At 65.5% G+C, this 15,256-nt stretch carries 12 protein-coding genes, 1 tRNA gene and 2 pseudogenes; 10 read left to right on the top strand and 5 right to left on the bottom strand.

Going from position 1 to position 15,256, the window contains the following annotated elements; translation table 11 throughout:
- The first annotated feature begins 3 nt into the window (after nucleotides 1–3).
- Entirely contained in the window at nucleotides 4–852 is an 849-nt protein-coding gene (locus ACVCAG_RS25905; protein WP_447190430.1) for a DUF5710 domain-containing protein, read from the top strand.
- Between the two features lie 62 nt (nucleotides 853–914).
- Here the strand turns inward: ACVCAG_RS25905 and ACVCAG_RS25900 are convergent, their stop codons facing one another.
- Nucleotides 915–2,144, bottom strand: a complete 1,230-nt coding sequence (locus ACVCAG_RS25900; RefSeq protein ID WP_447190429.1) for a hypothetical protein — start codon at nucleotides 2,142–2,144, stop codon at nucleotides 915–917.
- A 244-nt stretch (nucleotides 2,145–2,388) separates the two neighbouring features.
- On the opposite strand from ACVCAG_RS25900, the gene ACVCAG_RS25895 reads away from it, so the two are divergent.
- Entirely contained in the window at nucleotides 2,389–2,913 is a 525-nt protein-coding gene (locus ACVCAG_RS25895; protein WP_447190428.1) for a hypothetical protein, read from the top strand.
- Between the two features lie 1,112 nt (nucleotides 2,914–4,025).
- The gene (locus ACVCAG_RS25890; RefSeq protein ID WP_447190427.1) at nucleotides 4,026–5,921 is read left to right on the top strand and encodes a DUF4407 domain-containing protein; all 1,896 of its coding nucleotides are present in this window, start codon (nucleotides 4,026–4,028) and stop codon (nucleotides 5,919–5,921) included.
- A gap of 405 nt (nucleotides 5,922–6,326) precedes the next feature.
- On the opposite strand, the gene ACVCAG_RS25885 is transcribed toward ACVCAG_RS25890, so the two are convergent.
- The gene (locus ACVCAG_RS25885) at nucleotides 6,327–6,479 is read right to left on the bottom strand and encodes a hypothetical protein (RefSeq protein ID WP_447190426.1); all 153 of its coding nucleotides are present in this window, start codon (nucleotides 6,477–6,479) and stop codon (nucleotides 6,327–6,329) included.
- 318 nt (nucleotides 6,480–6,797) lie between these two features.
- Between ACVCAG_RS25885 and ACVCAG_RS25880 the strand changes: the two are divergent.
- Nucleotides 6,798–7,499, top strand: a pseudogene (locus tag ACVCAG_RS25880) (tyrosine-type recombinase/integrase); the annotation flags it as partial.
- Nucleotides 7,500–7,515: 16 nt separating this feature from the next.
- Nucleotides 7,516–7,827: a tyrosine-type recombinase/integrase gene (locus tag ACVCAG_RS25875; protein WP_447190425.1), complete on the top strand. Its 312-nt coding sequence runs from the start codon at nucleotides 7,516–7,518 to the stop codon at nucleotides 7,825–7,827.
- Between the two features lie 561 nt (nucleotides 7,828–8,388).
- On the opposite strand, the gene ACVCAG_RS25870 is transcribed toward ACVCAG_RS25875, so the two are convergent.
- Nucleotides 8,389–8,736 (bottom strand): GntR family transcriptional regulator, encoded by a 348-nt coding sequence (locus ACVCAG_RS25870; protein WP_433369477.1) that lies wholly within the window; start codon nucleotides 8,734–8,736, stop codon nucleotides 8,389–8,391.
- A 699-nt stretch (nucleotides 8,737–9,435) separates the two neighbouring features.
- Between ACVCAG_RS25870 and ACVCAG_RS25865 the strand changes: the two genes are divergently transcribed.
- The 3 genes and pseudogenes from ACVCAG_RS25865 to ACVCAG_RS25855 form a co-directional block, all read left to right on the top strand.
- Nucleotides 9,436–9,834: a hypothetical protein gene (locus tag ACVCAG_RS25865; RefSeq protein WP_447190424.1), complete on the top strand. Its 399-nt coding sequence runs from the start codon at nucleotides 9,436–9,438 to the stop codon at nucleotides 9,832–9,834.
- On the top strand, nucleotides 9,835–10,710 hold the full coding sequence (locus ACVCAG_RS25860) for a hypothetical protein (protein WP_447190423.1): 876 nt from the start codon (nucleotides 9,835–9,837) through the stop codon (nucleotides 10,708–10,710).
- A 381-nt stretch (nucleotides 10,711–11,091) separates the two neighbouring features.
- Nucleotides 11,092–12,204: pseudogene (locus ACVCAG_RS25855) on the top strand (recombinase family protein); the annotation flags it as partial.
- Nucleotides 12,205–12,252: 48 nt separating this feature from the next.
- Here ACVCAG_RS25855 and ACVCAG_RS25850 read toward each other — a convergent pair.
- Together ACVCAG_RS25850 and ACVCAG_RS25845 are read right to left on the bottom strand one after the other, a co-directional pair.
- The gene (locus ACVCAG_RS25850; RefSeq protein ID WP_447190422.1) at nucleotides 12,253–12,684 is read right to left on the bottom strand and encodes a hypothetical protein; all 432 of its coding nucleotides are present in this window, start codon (nucleotides 12,682–12,684) and stop codon (nucleotides 12,253–12,255) included.
- A gap of 64 nt (nucleotides 12,685–12,748) precedes the next feature.
- A tRNA-Leu gene (locus ACVCAG_RS25845) sits at nucleotides 12,749–12,834 on the bottom strand.
- A 167-nt stretch (nucleotides 12,835–13,001) separates the two neighbouring features.
- On the opposite strand from ACVCAG_RS25845, the gene ACVCAG_RS25840 reads away from it, so the two are divergent.
- Nucleotides 13,002–14,309 carry a M20/M25/M40 family metallo-hydrolase gene (locus ACVCAG_RS25840; RefSeq protein ID WP_447190421.1) on the top strand — a complete coding sequence of 436 codons (1,308 nt, stop codon included), beginning with the start codon at nucleotides 13,002–13,004 and terminating at the stop codon, nucleotides 14,307–14,309.
- 110 nt (nucleotides 14,310–14,419) lie between these two features.
- Entirely contained in the window at nucleotides 14,420–15,040 is a 621-nt protein-coding gene (locus tag ACVCAG_RS25835) for a hypothetical protein (RefSeq protein WP_447190420.1), read from the top strand.
- The last annotated feature ends 216 nt before the right edge of the window (nucleotides 15,041–15,256 follow it).

Raw genomic sequence — 15,256 nt, 5'->3', positions numbered from 1 at the left:
CATATGGCTGTCGAACGACTCTGGCTGGATGTCCCCTACCGGGAAAAAGACGAGGCCAAAGCACTGGGCGCCCGCTGGGACCCGGCCGCCAAAAGGTGGTACGCGCCTGTCAACGGCATGGCCGGGCTGCAGCGCTGGGCGGCACTTCCGGACGTGCCCGACCTGCTGCCCGGAGAGGACCGCACCTTCGGCTCCGGCCTGTTCGTCGACCTGGTTCCCACCTCGTGCTGGTTCACCAATGTCCGCTCCTGCGTCGACCAGCGCGACTGGGAGCGGCTACGCCGAATGATCACGCGCCGTGCCGGGCACCGCTGCGAGACCTGCGGCCGCGGCGAGGACCGCGCCCTCAAGCGCTGGCTGGAAGCCCATGAGCGCTGGTCCTACGACACCGCGACCCGCACCCAGACGCTGAAAAGGCTGGTGTGCCTGTGTACCGACTGCCACACCGTCACCCACATGGGACTCGCGCAGGTACAGGGAAAGAGCACCCAGGCCGCCGCTCACCTGCGGGCCGTCACCGGGATGAGCGCCGCTCAAGCCAATGCCCACGTTAACGCCGCGTTCACTCAGTGGCGATCTCGCTCGGCCGTCACGTGGGCCCTGGACCTGAGCATTCTCACCGAGGCCGGTATCGCCCTGGCCACACCTCCTGGTGCCGAGGCCCGGGCTCACCAGGCAAAGCAGCGGCTGCAGGACGTACGAAGCGGCCCTGACCTCGCCCCAGCTCATCGCGTTGCGCCGCTCACTGCTCGGGTGCAGCCGGCCGCCCCCTTGTCTGCCGCCGAACAGCAAGGCCCCCTGGCTCGCCTGTTCCACCGGCTGATCGTCCCCCGCCGGTCACCGGGTCGTTGAGGCTCACCCAATGATTTCGGACCCACCCGAGGCATTGCCGCGTCCTGAGAGGCGGGGTTAGGTCATGGTGATGGACTGGTGTCGCTATCGTCTCCTCCGGACGAGGCGTGCGGTGGGGGCTGAACGTCACGGGCCACGACGTGCATCATGTCCGCCTGCCACATTGCCTTGCTGAAGAAGGTCTCCCCGATCGCAGACAGCGGGAGGTTCCAGGGACGGTTGTACGACTTCACCTCCCAGTTGCTGGCCCGCGTCCGGTCTGCCGCCGCGCTGATCCGGCCGACAACACTGTTAGCTGCCTGGCGCTTGTTGACACCCCCGCGTTGGTAGTAGGCAGCTGAGTCTTTCGCCGCCCGGTAGATGAAGTTGAAGGCCTGCCCAAGGCTGAATGTGGCCAGGACATCGAGAAGGGCTTGGCGGGTGCCGTCGCCCTGCTTCATGTCCAGATGGTGCTCGCCAAGCTTCATGTCCAGGTACGCCGACGCGTCCGCCAAGGACAGCTCCTCCCAGAGATCAGGCCACTGCCCGAGCCACGCTTCGGGCCATGGTCCCTCGCGGAAGGTGCGGTTGAGCTCCTTCAACAGGTGAGGCGGCCGGGCCTTCGGCTCCTCTTCCGGTCCCAGGAGGTAGTAACCGACCTGGCCCAGGTAGAACGAACCATCAGGATGATCATCTACCCATGCGAAGGCATCGATGCGGGAACGAGGGTGCACGAGCATCTTTGGCGGGTCGTAACAGACAAGACGTCGTTCAAAGTCAACGCGCAGCCGGCTCGGTGCCCAGCTTCGTTCCCTGGGCCAGGCCTCTGTCGGAGTACTCATCCCAGCATCTTCGACCGCGGGATCACTGAAGAGCGCGTGCAACGCGACTGCCTCGAACAACGTCAGATTCTGAACGTCGATCGGGTCACTGCGGCGGACAGCGAAGGCCTCCAGAACCGCAGCACGGTGGTGGGCGACTTGCTCCTTTCGCGCCCGCTCCTGTTCAGCTTGATCTTCTGCTCGGCAGGTGCTGCATTGGACGTTTCCCCGTCGTAGCACCTCGGCGAAGTTCGTACGATTCGTGGGCGCGTGCGGTTCACCGCAGCTCGGGCAGGCAACTTCCGGGAGATACGCAGTCCCGCAGGTCTGAATGATTTGGGTCAGTTCCTGCTGGCTGATCTCGAAGGCCGAACGGAGGGCGGTAACGGTCTGCGTCCACGATTCACCGTCATCGGCCAACTGCCAGTACGCCTCAAACACGGCGACTTCGGTTGGATCGTTGGAGTAGATCTCAATCTCGATCCTTGCCACCTGACCCCCACACGTCCGTTGCTAGCAAGCAATCAGAATCCCACACCGCACCAGTCCTCGACGGCGACTTGAAAGGGACGCGCTGTCCAAAAACGGTCGCCTCCTCACCGGCGAAATCTCGGCGAGCGCGACCCTCGTCTGGGGCGTCTGACAAGGTCTCACCTCGTTGAGAGTCCATCCGGACTTCACGATTTTGTCGGCCGCAAGGACTAAGATTTCGGAAAACCGAAAGACAAGGGAGAACGTGGCAACACGGAGCGGGGTCAACAAGCGTAATATCGCGAAGTTCGCGAAGGAGATTCAGCGGGAGTTCGACAAGCATCCGATTCGCGTGCCAGTCGAGGCTGACGGGCCTGACCTGCCCGAAGGCACCACTCTGGGCAACACGATCTATAACGGTCCGGTGTTTCATGGCAGTGCTGATGGCGCGCAATTGGCATGGAACAACGAGACGGTCACCCAGACACAGAATCAGAGTCAGCAGATTGCCCCTGGGTTCGAGGCCATCGCGCAGGCAGTAGTCCTGACGCTGGAGCGACTGCCTGCTGTGGGTCTTTCCCAGGAGGACGAACAGGACGCCCAGGAAACCGCGAGAGAAGTTCTCACCGAGATCACCAGGGAAGAGCCGGACCGCGGGAAGGTTCGGCGAAGTCTGTCGGCGTTGAAGGGATTCCTCGCCCCAGTAGCAACTGGACTGTCTGTCGGAGCTGGCGCCGGAGCCCAAGACTGGGCAAGGACAGCCATTGAGCAGCTTGGTGCTCCTTTCTAAGCAAGGAACACTGATATCCCTTTTTGGAGATCACACCCTGATTGTGATCTCCAAAAGGGTTCCGCGCCGGGCTCGTCGAGCGCGTCTTCGCGTAACCGACCCCCTATTCCGGGCGCGGCCGTCCGCGCCTGTACTGCTCGAAGTCGTGCCGCAACCGCGCCTGGGAGGTGCGCTCGGCCGAGGCCCGGCTGCAGCGCGACATCGTCGCCGGCGCCGCGCGCAGCGAGCCGGTACGCGAGATGATTCGCCAGACCGTCGTGCGGACTCGCCCGGCCCCCGCCGATCGCGCCTTGAGGGATCCCCTAACGGACGCGGCCCGCCCGTCCGCAGCGGTACCTGCCGCGGCAGGCAATCGACGCTCCGGCCAGAGTCTCGAGAGAGACGATCACCACGAGAAAGGCTCCTCGCGGCAACGAGGAGCCTTTCGCATATTCATGGATCCCCGTCTCACGCCGATGATGCGAAGGCCCGGGACCGCGTAGGGCGGTCTTGGCGCCAGTGTTACATTCCCTGTTCGGCGGAGTCGATAAGAGGGAGTGTTCGTGTGTGATCCGGACAGAGGTCGCATAACAGGCCGAGAGTCTTCGAAGATCAACACGGGCCGAACGCCGAACAACCCCTGCACAACCTGCCTGAGCTGGGGCGACGAAGCCGAACGACATGCCCCTTTTTGGGCCCTTCCCGTCACTGCTGGTGATGTACGACAGTGAGATATCGCCACACAAGGATCACCCCGGAGTCGGCAAGCTTCGAGAGTGGCGGTTACAAATCCTCGTCTCACGCCGTAAAGAAAGGTGCGCTCGTTCATGCCTTCGTTGCTCCGCTCGCCGATGAATGGTGGGCAGGTCTCCCCAAATCTCCCGGCTCCTGGTGCGCTGCCTCTGCTCCGGCAGACCAGGGAGACGATCATGGTTTTGGTCATCGTCACCCTGACCTGCCTGTGGCTAATCGAGAGAGGGCTGCACCCTGTGGCCGCGCTCGGTGTCGTAGCGGGGATCGGTCTAGTGACCATCGAGATCGTGGCCCGTTTCTCTGGCGCTTCAGCTCCGTGGCTGCCGCGACTGACAACTCAGCTCACGCAACCGTAGGCGACCAGGACAGGATCGTCGATCATGTCCAAACCCGGGCGGCCGTCACAGCCGCTTGACCCGGCCGGCGGCGCGCTTCTCGCACTCGCTCACGAGCTGCGAGTGCTGCGCCACCGGGCGGCGCTGACCCTGCGCGAGGTCGCGGCGGCGACGAGCTACTCCGTGGGCACCTGCACGGCCGCGAGCCGCGGTAAGCAACTTCCGACATGGGATGTCACCGCGGCCTACACCCGGGCTTGTGGCGGCGATGAGGCACAGGTGCGGAAGCTGTGGGAGGAAGCGGCGTGCTCTCTTGGCAGGGAAATCACAACCGAGACGCCCACGGGAGATCCACCGGATCCGTCCACTGTGAGCACGGCCGAACAGTTTCTGGAGCGGATGGCCGAGCTGCGAGCGTGGGCTCGGTTGCCGTTACGCGCGCTGAATCAGAAAGCGGACGGCCATAACGCGCTGCCGCCCAGCACCGTCAGCGAGACGCTGAAGCGGGGACGGCTCCCCGATGCCGCCTTCGTGTCCGCGTTCGTCACAGCCTGCGGAATCAGCGACGATCAAGCCCAGGCCTGGATGAGAGTCCGGGATGGGCTCAGCGCCCAGGCTGACGGTGACAACGGCCATACCCCATCAAGTCCTGCTCCTCCACCTCCGCCCGATCCCCGCTGGCTGGCCCGGTGGCTGCGTGCCCTTGTTGGCGTCCGCGAAGAAATTCTGGATCACGCTCCGCACGAGCGGGGCCGCTACACCCGCCGCGGGCTGCTCGTGCTGCTCTCGCCGATCGTCGCCGGAGTCTCCCTTTACCTTGCGATGGCGCCCGTCATCGGGCGCCCCGCGTTGATCGCAGGGGTCGTGGCGGGCATCATCTGGACGTTCGTGGTGCTGTTCATGGACTCGCGGCTGGTCGCTTCTCTGCAAGAGCAGCGAGACAGGCGTCGGGCCGTAAAAGTGGTACTCGTCCGCGTCGTCACAGCTCTACTCGTCGGCATAGTCATCGCCGAGCCCTTGACACTCAAGATCTTTCAGCGACCGATCGAGCAGCAGGTCCATGCTGATCGCCAGCGCGCCTTCGTTCGGGCCGAGGAAGCGCTGCTTTCCTGCAATCCGGTGCTGCCTACTGCCCTGCCGAAAAGCTGCGCGTCCCACCAGCTCGTGTTGAGCGCCGCCACCAACAGCGCGCACAACCTCCTCGGAGTGCGGACCATCAAGCTCAATGCGTTGAACCGCCGCGTCGAAACCAACCGCCGCACGCTCGCCAATCTGCAATCCATGGCCGACCAGGAGTGCGCCGGGCAACCCGGACGGGGGCGCACAGGAGTTGCTGGCGACGGACCAAACTGCCTGCGTGTGCGTACGGATGCAGACGCTTTCTACCGCTCCAGCCACCTGGCACAGGATCAGAAGAGTCTGGTAAAGCTGGCAACCCAGGTGGCTGAACAGAACAAAACGGTCGCTGCCTCCATAGCCCAAGCCCTCGGTAAGCGGGTCTCCGAACTAGGCGTCGAGATATTCGAGCAGCCACTCGGCCTGCTGGTCAGACTCCAAGCGCTCAACGCCTTGACCGCGGACAGCCCTCTGCTGCTGGCGGCGAGTTGGCTGATGCGGCTGCTCCTCGTGTTGATGCCCATCACGCCGGTGCTGTTGACCTGGCTGGAGGGCCAGACGCTCTACAAGCGCCTTCTTTGGGAAGACTTCGACCGACACACCCAACAGTTCCAAGAGCGGCTCGACGCGGCAGCTGCACAAGAGCTCAAGAAACTTCAAGATCTTACCCAGACGATCAGTGACCTCCTTCACCGGCTGCCCAGTCCTCAGCAGCACCCCGACCTCTTCCTCGACATCACCGTGCTGCGGAACGCCTTGACCGAAGTACGGGCCCGACTGGACAAGATCGCCGACACACCAGAACCTACGCCTGATAGCTCGTAGCAGCACTTCGTTGAACCCAAAGGAACTACGCAACGGCGCATACCCTGAGCGTTATGTTCCATCGGGGCGGCCCTCCCTTGGCCTGCCCTTGCCTCTCTCTTGCCGCCGCCACTGACACTTTCGCGGCGGAGCCACTGGCATCCTGGTGGCAATAGCGGTGCTGGCCGTGAGCACCCGCTGGAGCGCCGCGCAGGTCTTCGGGGTTGAGGAACAGCGGGACAGCCGTTGGCGGTGAGAAAGATCTTGTTTCTCGTTGTGGCGGTGAGCTGGTTGAATGCGAAAGGGCCAGGCGGTCAGGGCTCGCTGACGCGGGGGCACGGCCTTGGGAAACGTCGTCCCAACGCTCTGCATGGCCCTCCATGACCTGCGACGCTGGCTTACCGCCAACGGCTGTTCCGCTGTTCCTCAAACCCGAGTGCGCATCGTGGTCGTGGTGGGGCCGTTGTTCCAGTGCAGCACCCACTGCTCGCCGCGGCCGCTGTAGTCGGCCTCGACGGCAACCTCGGAGGCCCGCTCCAGCGTGGCGACCAACCGGCGAACCTGCGCCGAACGACTCACGAGCTCTTCCCTTCGTCGAGCGGCCGGCCCGCCGTCCGGCGCCCCCTCCATCCCTGTATGTCAACGGCCCGTTGACGCAAGGGGTCTCTCGAGCAGGATCGCAGCACCGCCATTCATGTGTTAACGACCTGTTGACACATGTCGTTGGCCTGCCGCTTTGCTACTCCCTGGATAAGTCCGGTTATCCGGGGGGTCTCCATAGGATCTCCCGGATCGCCACTAGACGCAGGCCAGGCTAACGCCGGAAAAACTCCCCGGATAATAAGGAGAGGGGATGGCGGGTGACCACGAGCACCGACAGTAAGATCAAAAACGGCGGTGACGGCGAGGCCGGCAACCCGGTTGACGATCACGAGGGCGAGCGGGGCGACAGCCGAATCGACAACTGCGTTGTCGATCGGGGTAGCTCCGGGGCGGGCAACGTGGTGGTGCTCCGGCCGGTTCGTGAGGCGGGGTCGGTGGCGGCTGCCGCGGAGGTGGCCGTTGGCCGCGTTCGGTACGCATCTCGATCATTGCGCGCTGGCGGCGAACACGGTGACCGCCTATCGCCGCCAAGCGATCGCCTACCGCGACTGGCTACTCTCGCACGCGGACGCGTTCGTCGACCTGGTCGGCGCCGAGGCCGCGGTTACCGCCTGGCGCCGACACCTGCTCGCCGCGGGCACGTCGCCTGCGACGGTGAATCAGGCATTGGCGGCGGTGACGTTGCTGTATGAGCACGGGCCCGCGCTGCGCCTGGCGGTCAAACGCGCCCGGGTCCCCAAGCCTGGAGCTCCGGATGCGTTGTCGCGGGCGCAGGAGAACGCGGTGCGCCGCGCCGCCGACCGGCGCGGCCCCCGCGACTCAGCCCTCATCGCTCTGCTCCTCGGCGCCGGAGCCCGCGCCGAGGAATGCCAGCGCCTGCGCGTCGGCGACATATCGATCACCGCACGCAGCGGCACCGCCCGCCTGCACGGCAAAGGCGACGAGGTCCGCACCGTCCCGCTGCCGGTCCCGGCCCGCGAATGCCTGACGGCCTGGCTGCTCGCGCGCCGAGTTGCTGGCCGCGCGGCCCGCCCTGGCGGACGCGGTCGGCGAAGGACTGTGGGCCGGCCAGCGCGGACGGCTGTCGGTCGACGGCGTCACCGACGTGGTCCGCGCGGTCGGCAAGGACGCCGGACTGCCAGGCCTGCGCCCGCACCGGCTGCGCCACACCTACGCCACCCGGCTGCGCGAAGCCGAAGCCGACGCCGACCACGCCCAGATCCAAGCCCTCCTCAGACACGCCTCCATCAAGACCACCGCCCGCTACTTCCGCGCCTCGGCCACCGAGGTCGCCGACCTCGTCGACCGCGCCCTCGACTACTGATCATGGGGGCAGACAAGTAAGCCGGAAAGGGCTAATAGGGCTGGTCGGGCGGTGGAGGCGGAAGCTGAAGCTTCGGCAGTGGGTGGCTGTGCCCGGCGTGGGGCCGGATTGGTTCCCAAAGCGATCTCGCTGCGCTGACCTGGTCAGACATCCTGAAGGGCTGAGATCATTCCGGACAGATTTGATGTTTGTCCTACGTGCCCACCGCCATTGCCCCTTTCCGGCTTACTTGGTCTGCCCCTCACTGCCTTTCGCGAGCTCTGGGAGAAGACGCAACCCAGCCGGAACCGTCAGAAACGATCTTATTCAACGGCCGGTGAGAATCGCGGTCGCTCGGGTCTTCCTCGCAGGCCGATGATGGCCGTCGCGGAGCCACACCTCCAGGTAGTCGTCCCTCGCTCCGCTCGGGCCGCTCCACCTGGACCTGCGGCTCCGCGACGGCCGATTCGGCTGCTGCCGAGGAAGAGCCCAGAGTCCCAAGAAGGAGGAACCTCGAAGGTGCGTGGCATTGCACGCACGACGTTCTGAGGGGACGGAGCTCGAATGAGCGCGTGGAGGGGGTCAGCGGCCTTCGAGGTCTTTCACGCGAGACTCCAGACCCTCTACGCGTTCGGCCAGCCGGCGCACCTCGGTCATCGCCTGCTGAAGTTCGGAGGACGGCTCATTCTGGTCAGGAGTCTTGACCACGTATGTGCCGCGCGTCGATTGCGTGCTGATCAGGCCATCGTGCGCGAGTTCGTCCAAGGCTCGACGGACTGTCTCGACGGCCACGCCGTAGCGCTGGGCCAACTGTCGCCGCGCCGGAAGCCGCTCGCCGAGTTTGAGTCGACCTGCCGCCACCTCTTGACGCAGGTCGTCTGCAATCTGCAGGTAGGCAGGCTGAGGATCGCTGAAATCAGGCACGGACACAACACCAAGGCTAAGCCCTTCAGCTGTACTAGGAAAGCACAGTTGAGCTATAGCTATATTGAACTAGTACAGTACTGTCTACCTAGACCAATCTGATCGCCAGGCAAGGAGGAAAGGTGAGAGCGATCGCCATGGGCTGATGGCTCCGGCCTGGTGTGATGTCGGCCGTGCTTTGGATCACTAGCCGGGTGGATGTGCGCGCATGGCAAACCAGCGGTGCGGCGTGAAGGTGATGAGAACGGCAGGGGGATCGCGAGGCGCTGGAGCGCGAGGCGAATCTTCTGACTCCATTGAGTCAAGACCAGCAAAGCAATTTGTGTCATCATGGCAGATACGTCTGATACGTACGTGATTCCTGGAACACGAGGGGGTGAGGCGTCTGGGGGATCACCAGCAGTTGGGAAGCGGACAACTGCGCATGTCGGCGTAGCTGAACAGCTCCCCGCCAAATCATGAAGTTGACCTTCTGCAAGTTCACTACAGGAGGACCCGGCGCCCGCATTGCTTGGACGCTGGCTGGCGCCGGGCCTTCCGTCAGACCCGCTCGAAAGGAGTAGGTCATGTTCAGCATCCCATCGATCGCGAGCACGGACACCCTAGGGGTGCCCCAATGGCTCATGCATCGACTGCTGACTCTCGTCACCACTCTGACGGGACACAGGCATCTTGACAAGATCTCAGTGATCGGAGTCAACGTCGATGGCTGAGACCGTCTGGCTGTCGTCAGATGGCCCCCATGGTGACGACTACACCAGCGAGGTCGCCGCAGCCGTATCCGAGGCCGTCCGCGTCCTCAACCACGCCACGCTCTCCCATGTCGGCGTCACCTATCCGTCCACTGTGTACGACGTCCTCGGCCGTATCGGCAGTTCGACAGCTGGGCTTGACCAACTGCTGAGGCAACTCGGCGAGGCGTTGCGGCGCATGCAGGAATCCGGGCAACTGGGTGACGATCATGGCGACCCCGGCGAGCGTCTTGACAAGGCTTTGTCAGAACTTGCGGCGGCCCGGAAGTCAGCACGTGACCTCGCGCTCCGAATTGACCTTGCCTTCAACACCACGGCCGGTCTGCATCTGACGGACAGAGGCAGGCACTAGATGAAGCGGGAAGGGCTGTACTTCGACGACCGATTCCCGACTCGGAGGCAGGTAGCAGGCCTGTCGGACGCCGCGTTTCGTATACATTTCACAGCGATCTTCTGGTGTGCCCACAACCTGACCGACGGTGCGGTACTCCAGGAAGACCTGATCGACGTGTGTCCGCGAGTGCGAAAGCCGCTGCGCTTCATCACCGAACTCGTGTCCCGGGGTACCTGGCATCCGCCTGGCGAAGAGTGTCCCTCCGATCTCTGCCCGGCGCCTGTGGCGAAGGGGTGGGTGATCCATGACTTCTTCGCATTCGTGCCCACTAAGGAGCGGGCGGAGAAAGAACGGAAGGCCAACGCCGAGCGGCAGAAGAGGTGGCGAGACAGGCAACGCGACCGGACCGAGCCACCCGCAGTCGACGGTGGCGTTAGTAACGCCAAACGTAACGCGTTACTAACGCCACCCAGTTCCGTCCAGTCCCCGAAGGGGACTAGGACGGAAGAAGATGAAGACAATCAGTCGTCTTCTCGTCGTAACGCGCGTGCCTGGGCGAACGACGACGACTCCATCGATCGCGGTATCGTCCAGCTTCTGGCTGAGTTGACCGGCCGCGAGATCCGCCTCCTCGACGCGGCCGCGATCCGCCACACGATCCTCGATGGCCGGCCCGTCAAGTACCGCAGTCGCTACGTGGCCACGGCAATCGAGAAAGACCCCGACAAGTTCCTGCCTGCGGTCGAGGGCGTCGAGCCCAGTCCGTCGCTGAGGATCGCCCCAGACTGGTGCGGTCACTGCGACGAGCGCACCCGGCAGATGGAACTTCGCGACAACACTGTGGCGCGCTGCCCAGCGTGCCACCCACTCGTAGCTAAGAGACCTGCGTCATGACCAGACGCAAAGCACTGTCCTGCTTGAGAAAGCACCGCAGGCAGCCTGCGCTTTCGACGTCACGGAAACATCCGACCCGCCGCCCTGCCGAGGTGCCAGCCGCAACGTGCGGATCTACGCCAAGGTACGGCGGCAAAGCGGCCCCGGCTCCAGTACCGCCAAGCACTTCGCCGGGGCCGTACCCCTACCCGCCAGCAACGAACGCATAGGAGCGCCTCTCATCATGACCGCATCCACCACTCGTAAACAGCGGACTCCGCACATCGTCTTACCAAGTGGACCGCCCCGCCTGACGCCCAGCGCCGCCACGGAACTGCTCGCCATCCTGCTGGAGGCTCACCAAGCCATGCTTGTCAACCGTCCCAACGTCGCATAGGACCCATGAACACCATCCGCTTCGCCTTCTACGGCCGGGTCTCCACCGAGGACAAGCAGGATCCCCAGTCCTCGCGAGGCTGGCAGATCACCCGCTCCCGCGCGCTCATCGAGTCGCGCGGGGGCGTGATCGTCACCGAGTTCTTCGATGTCGACAAGTCCCGCTCGATCCCCTGGCAGCGCCGCCCGCACGCGGCGGCGCTGCTCGCCGAATTACGCAATCCCGACCGCGGCTTCGACGCGGTGGTGATCGGTGAGCCGCAACGAGCCTTCTACGGCAACCAGTACGGCCTGACCTTTCCCGTCTTCGAGCACTTCAGGGTTCCGCTCTGGGTGCCCGAGGTGGGCGGCCCCATCGACCCGAACAACGAGGCCCATGACCTCGTCATGAGCGTGTTCGGCGGTATGAGCAAAGGTGAGCGCAACCGCATCAAGATCCGCGTGCGCAGTGCCATGTCAGCCCAAGCCCAGATGGAAGGCCGCTTTCTGGGGGGTCGGCCGCCTTACGGCTACCGGCTGGCCGACGCGGGCCCACACCCCAACCCGGCCAAGGCGGCCGACGGCAAGCGTGCTCACCGGCTGGAGCTTGATCCCGTCGCCGCGCCCGTGGTGGAAGAGATCTTCGCGGTCTTCCTCGATGGCTATGGCCTGTTCGCCATTGCCGAGAGACTGACCCGCAACGGGAATCCCAGCCCATCAGCTCACGATCCGGGCCGGAATCGTCACCGCTCCGGCATCGCCTGGTCCAAGAGCGCGGTGCGCGCCATCTTGACCAATCCCCGCTACACCGGCCACCAGGTGTGGAACCGCCAGCGTAAGGACGAGGTCCTCATCGATGTGGACGACGTCGGCCTGGGCCACACCACGAAGCTCAGGTGGAACTCCAAGCAGGACTGGGTCTGGTCGAAGACAGTCGTTCACCCGCCGATCGTGTCCACGGAGGACTTCGACGCCGTGCAGATGACGCTAACGGGGCGAGGCGATCGCCACACCGACAAGACCCGCAAGCGCACCCCCAAGCCGTACCAGCTCCGGGGGCTGCTGTACTGCGGTGTCTGCGACCGCAGAATGCAGGGCCAATGGGTCAACGACGCGGCCTACTACCGTTGCCGCTTCCCCGAGGAGTACGCCCTGGCCAACCACCTCATGCATCCCCGCAACGTCTACCTACGAGAGGACCGCGTGGTCCCGCGGCTGGACCGCTGGCTCGGCCGGCTGTTCGCGCCCCACAACGTTGACCAGACTCTCGACGTCCTGGCGGCCGCACAGGACGTGACACCGCCCGAGGCCCAAGCACTCGCTGTGGCACGCCGCCAGATCACCGAGTGCGACCGCAAGCTCGCCCAGCATCGGGCTGCCCTTGAGGCGGGCGCCGACCCGGCGCTCGTCGCCGGATGGATCCAGGAAGAGCTTGTCCGCAAGACCGCGGCCGAGCAACGTCTCGGCCGCGCGCACGTACTGCCTCAGAGGCGGATGGGGCGTGATGAGCTGGCGGAGATCACGCACAGGCTTGGAGACATGGTGCGAGTTCTCTCGAATGCCGACCCGATCCGGAAGGCCAAGATCTACGCGAACATCGGACTGCGGCTGGTCTACCACCCGTCAAAACAGAAAGTCCTGGTCATGTCTACACATGACCAGGACCCCATAGGCGACCGGTTTGTGTCCGAGGGGGGACTTGAACCCCCATGCCCCGCAAAGGGCACTAGCACCTCAAGCTAGCGCGTCTGCCTATTCCGCCACCCGGACGTGGTGCCTGCACGCTGGACCGTCATCCCGCGTCGGCGGACTTAGGTTAGCAAACTCTTGAGCCGGCGTCATATCGGTAAGAGGGCAGGCAAGGGCGAGGTGCCGGGAAGGGGGGTCCGGCGGCAGGATGGGAGGTGGAAGCCGTGCCGAACCCCAAGGAGTCCCACATGACGGCGATCAACGCTGAGGACGAGGTCGTCGGGCTGTGCCGCGACCTGATCCGGATCGACTCGACCAACGCGGGCGACAACTCGGGGCCCGGTGAGCGGGCCGCCGCCGAGTACGTCGCCGAGAAGCTGTCGGAGGTCGGGCTGGAGCCGAAGATCCTGGAGTCGGACAGCCGCCGGGCCAACGTGATCGCCCGCATCGCGGGGGAGGACTCCTCCCGCGACGCCCTGCTGCTCCACGGGCACCTGGACGTCGTCCCCTTCAACGCGGACGACTGGACCCAGCACCCGCTCAGCGGCGAGATCGCCGACGGCTGCGTCTGGGGGCGCGGCGCGGTCGACATGAAGAACATGGACGCGATGATCCTCGCGGTCGTACGGCAGCGGCTCAGCGAGGGCCGCCGCCCGCCGAGGGACGTGGTGCTGGCGTTCACCGCCGACGAGGAGGCGGGCGGCACGTACGGCGCGCAGTGGCTGGCCGACGAGCACAAGGACCTGTTCGACGGGTGCTCCGAGGCGATCGGCGAGGTGGGCGGGTTCAGCGTCTCCATCGACGAGGCGCGCAGGCTCTACCTGATCGAGGCCGCCGAGAAGGGCATCGCCTGGATGCGCCTGACCGCCACGGGCAGGGCCGGGCACGGTTCCATGCTCAACGCCGAGAACGCGGTCACCGAGCTGGCCGAGGCGGTGGGCCGCATCGGCCGGTACGAGTGGCCGGTCCGGATGACGCGGACGGTCAGGACGTTCCTGGAGGAGACCTCCAGGGCCCTGGAGCTGGAACTCGACCTCGACGACGCCGAGAAGACCGTCGCCAAGCTGGGGCCGCTCGCCAGGATGATCGGCGCCACGCTGCGCAACACCGCCAACCCCACGATGCTGGAGGCCGGCTACAAGGCCAACGTGATCCCCCAGACCGCGACCGCGCACGTGGACGGCCGCTTCCTGCCGGGGTACGAGGACGAGTTCTTCGAGACGCTCGACGGACTGCTCGGCCCCAACGTGACCAGGGAGTTCGTCTACCACGACATCGCCATCGAGACCGGCTTCGACGGGCCGCTGGTGCGCGCGATGGCCGACGCCCTCGTCGCCGAGGACCCGGGCGCGCTGGCCGTGCCGTACACGCTGTCGGGGGGCACGGACCTCAAGGCGTTCAGCAGGCTGGGCATCCGGGGGTTCGGGTTCGCGCCGCTGAGGCTACCCGCGGACCTGGACTTCTCCGGGATGTTCCATGGCATCGACGAGAGGGTGCCGGTGGATTCGCTCCAGTTCGGGGTCCGGGTCCTTGACCGTTTCCTGGACGGCTGCTGAGCCGTTCCCGGGAAATCCGTTGCGTTGACTCCATGTGGTGCTAGCGTAACTCTCCGTTGAGGGATGGCTCGTGTCCGAACGGGCCCGTCCAGGAGCTTTGGGGAGGTCACGTGGCACGTGTGCCGCACGGGCAGTGGAGGGCGTCCTCGCCCGCTGTTCGAGGCGTGCCCGTGGCCCTTCCCGTCGACGACACGATCCCCGACCGGGCTGACCGGATGGCGCGGTTCGCGGCCGGCACTCGGCGGGGCGTCAGGCAAGCCCTCGCTATCGGCGGTCTCCTGGCCGCCGCATGGCTGCTCGCGGTCGTCTTCGGGCTCCTCGGCGCCGCTCCCGCGATCGCGGACACCACCGCGACGACAGGAGAGGCCGGCTCCCAGACCCCTCACACAGCCGCTTCCGGATCGGCTTCCAGAGCCGATGTCTTCCCCACGGTCAGCAGCGGGCTGTCGGCGACGCACAACGCCGAAGCCATGGCGGGGCGAGGTGTGGACGGGCTCACCAGCCAGTCCAAGCCGGGGTTCCCGGTCCCCGCCACCGTCGAACACGGCTCTGGCGCCAATGGATTCGTGCCCCAGAGCGGTGGTGGATCCGGCCTCCCAGGACCGGGTCCGGGGGATGTCGCGTGGTTCGCCTACGACCCGCGGCAGATGACGCAGCGTGTCCCGCCGGCGTTCGTGCTCCCCCCGGTCGTCCGCACAGCGGCGGACGACCCTTCTTTCTCTCCTGACTGATCTCGTCTCGCGGACCGGCCCATCCCCTCTCGGGTGATCCGCCGGTCGCGGAGCCTGCCTTCATCCTCCGTCCCCAGGAGAACCGCTCCGTTCGGTGAGCGACCAGCAGGCAGCAGAAAAGGCATTTCCCATTCCTCGTGACGGCCCGTCGGGGCCTCCGCTGTGCGGGCCTGTCCGGCCTTCGCATGGCTTCGCGCGCCCCACGAGGGTCAGGTC

It is taken from the genome of Streptosporangium sp. G12, from assembly GCF_052983175.1.
This window is presented reverse-complemented; position numbering and strand designations above follow the sequence as displayed.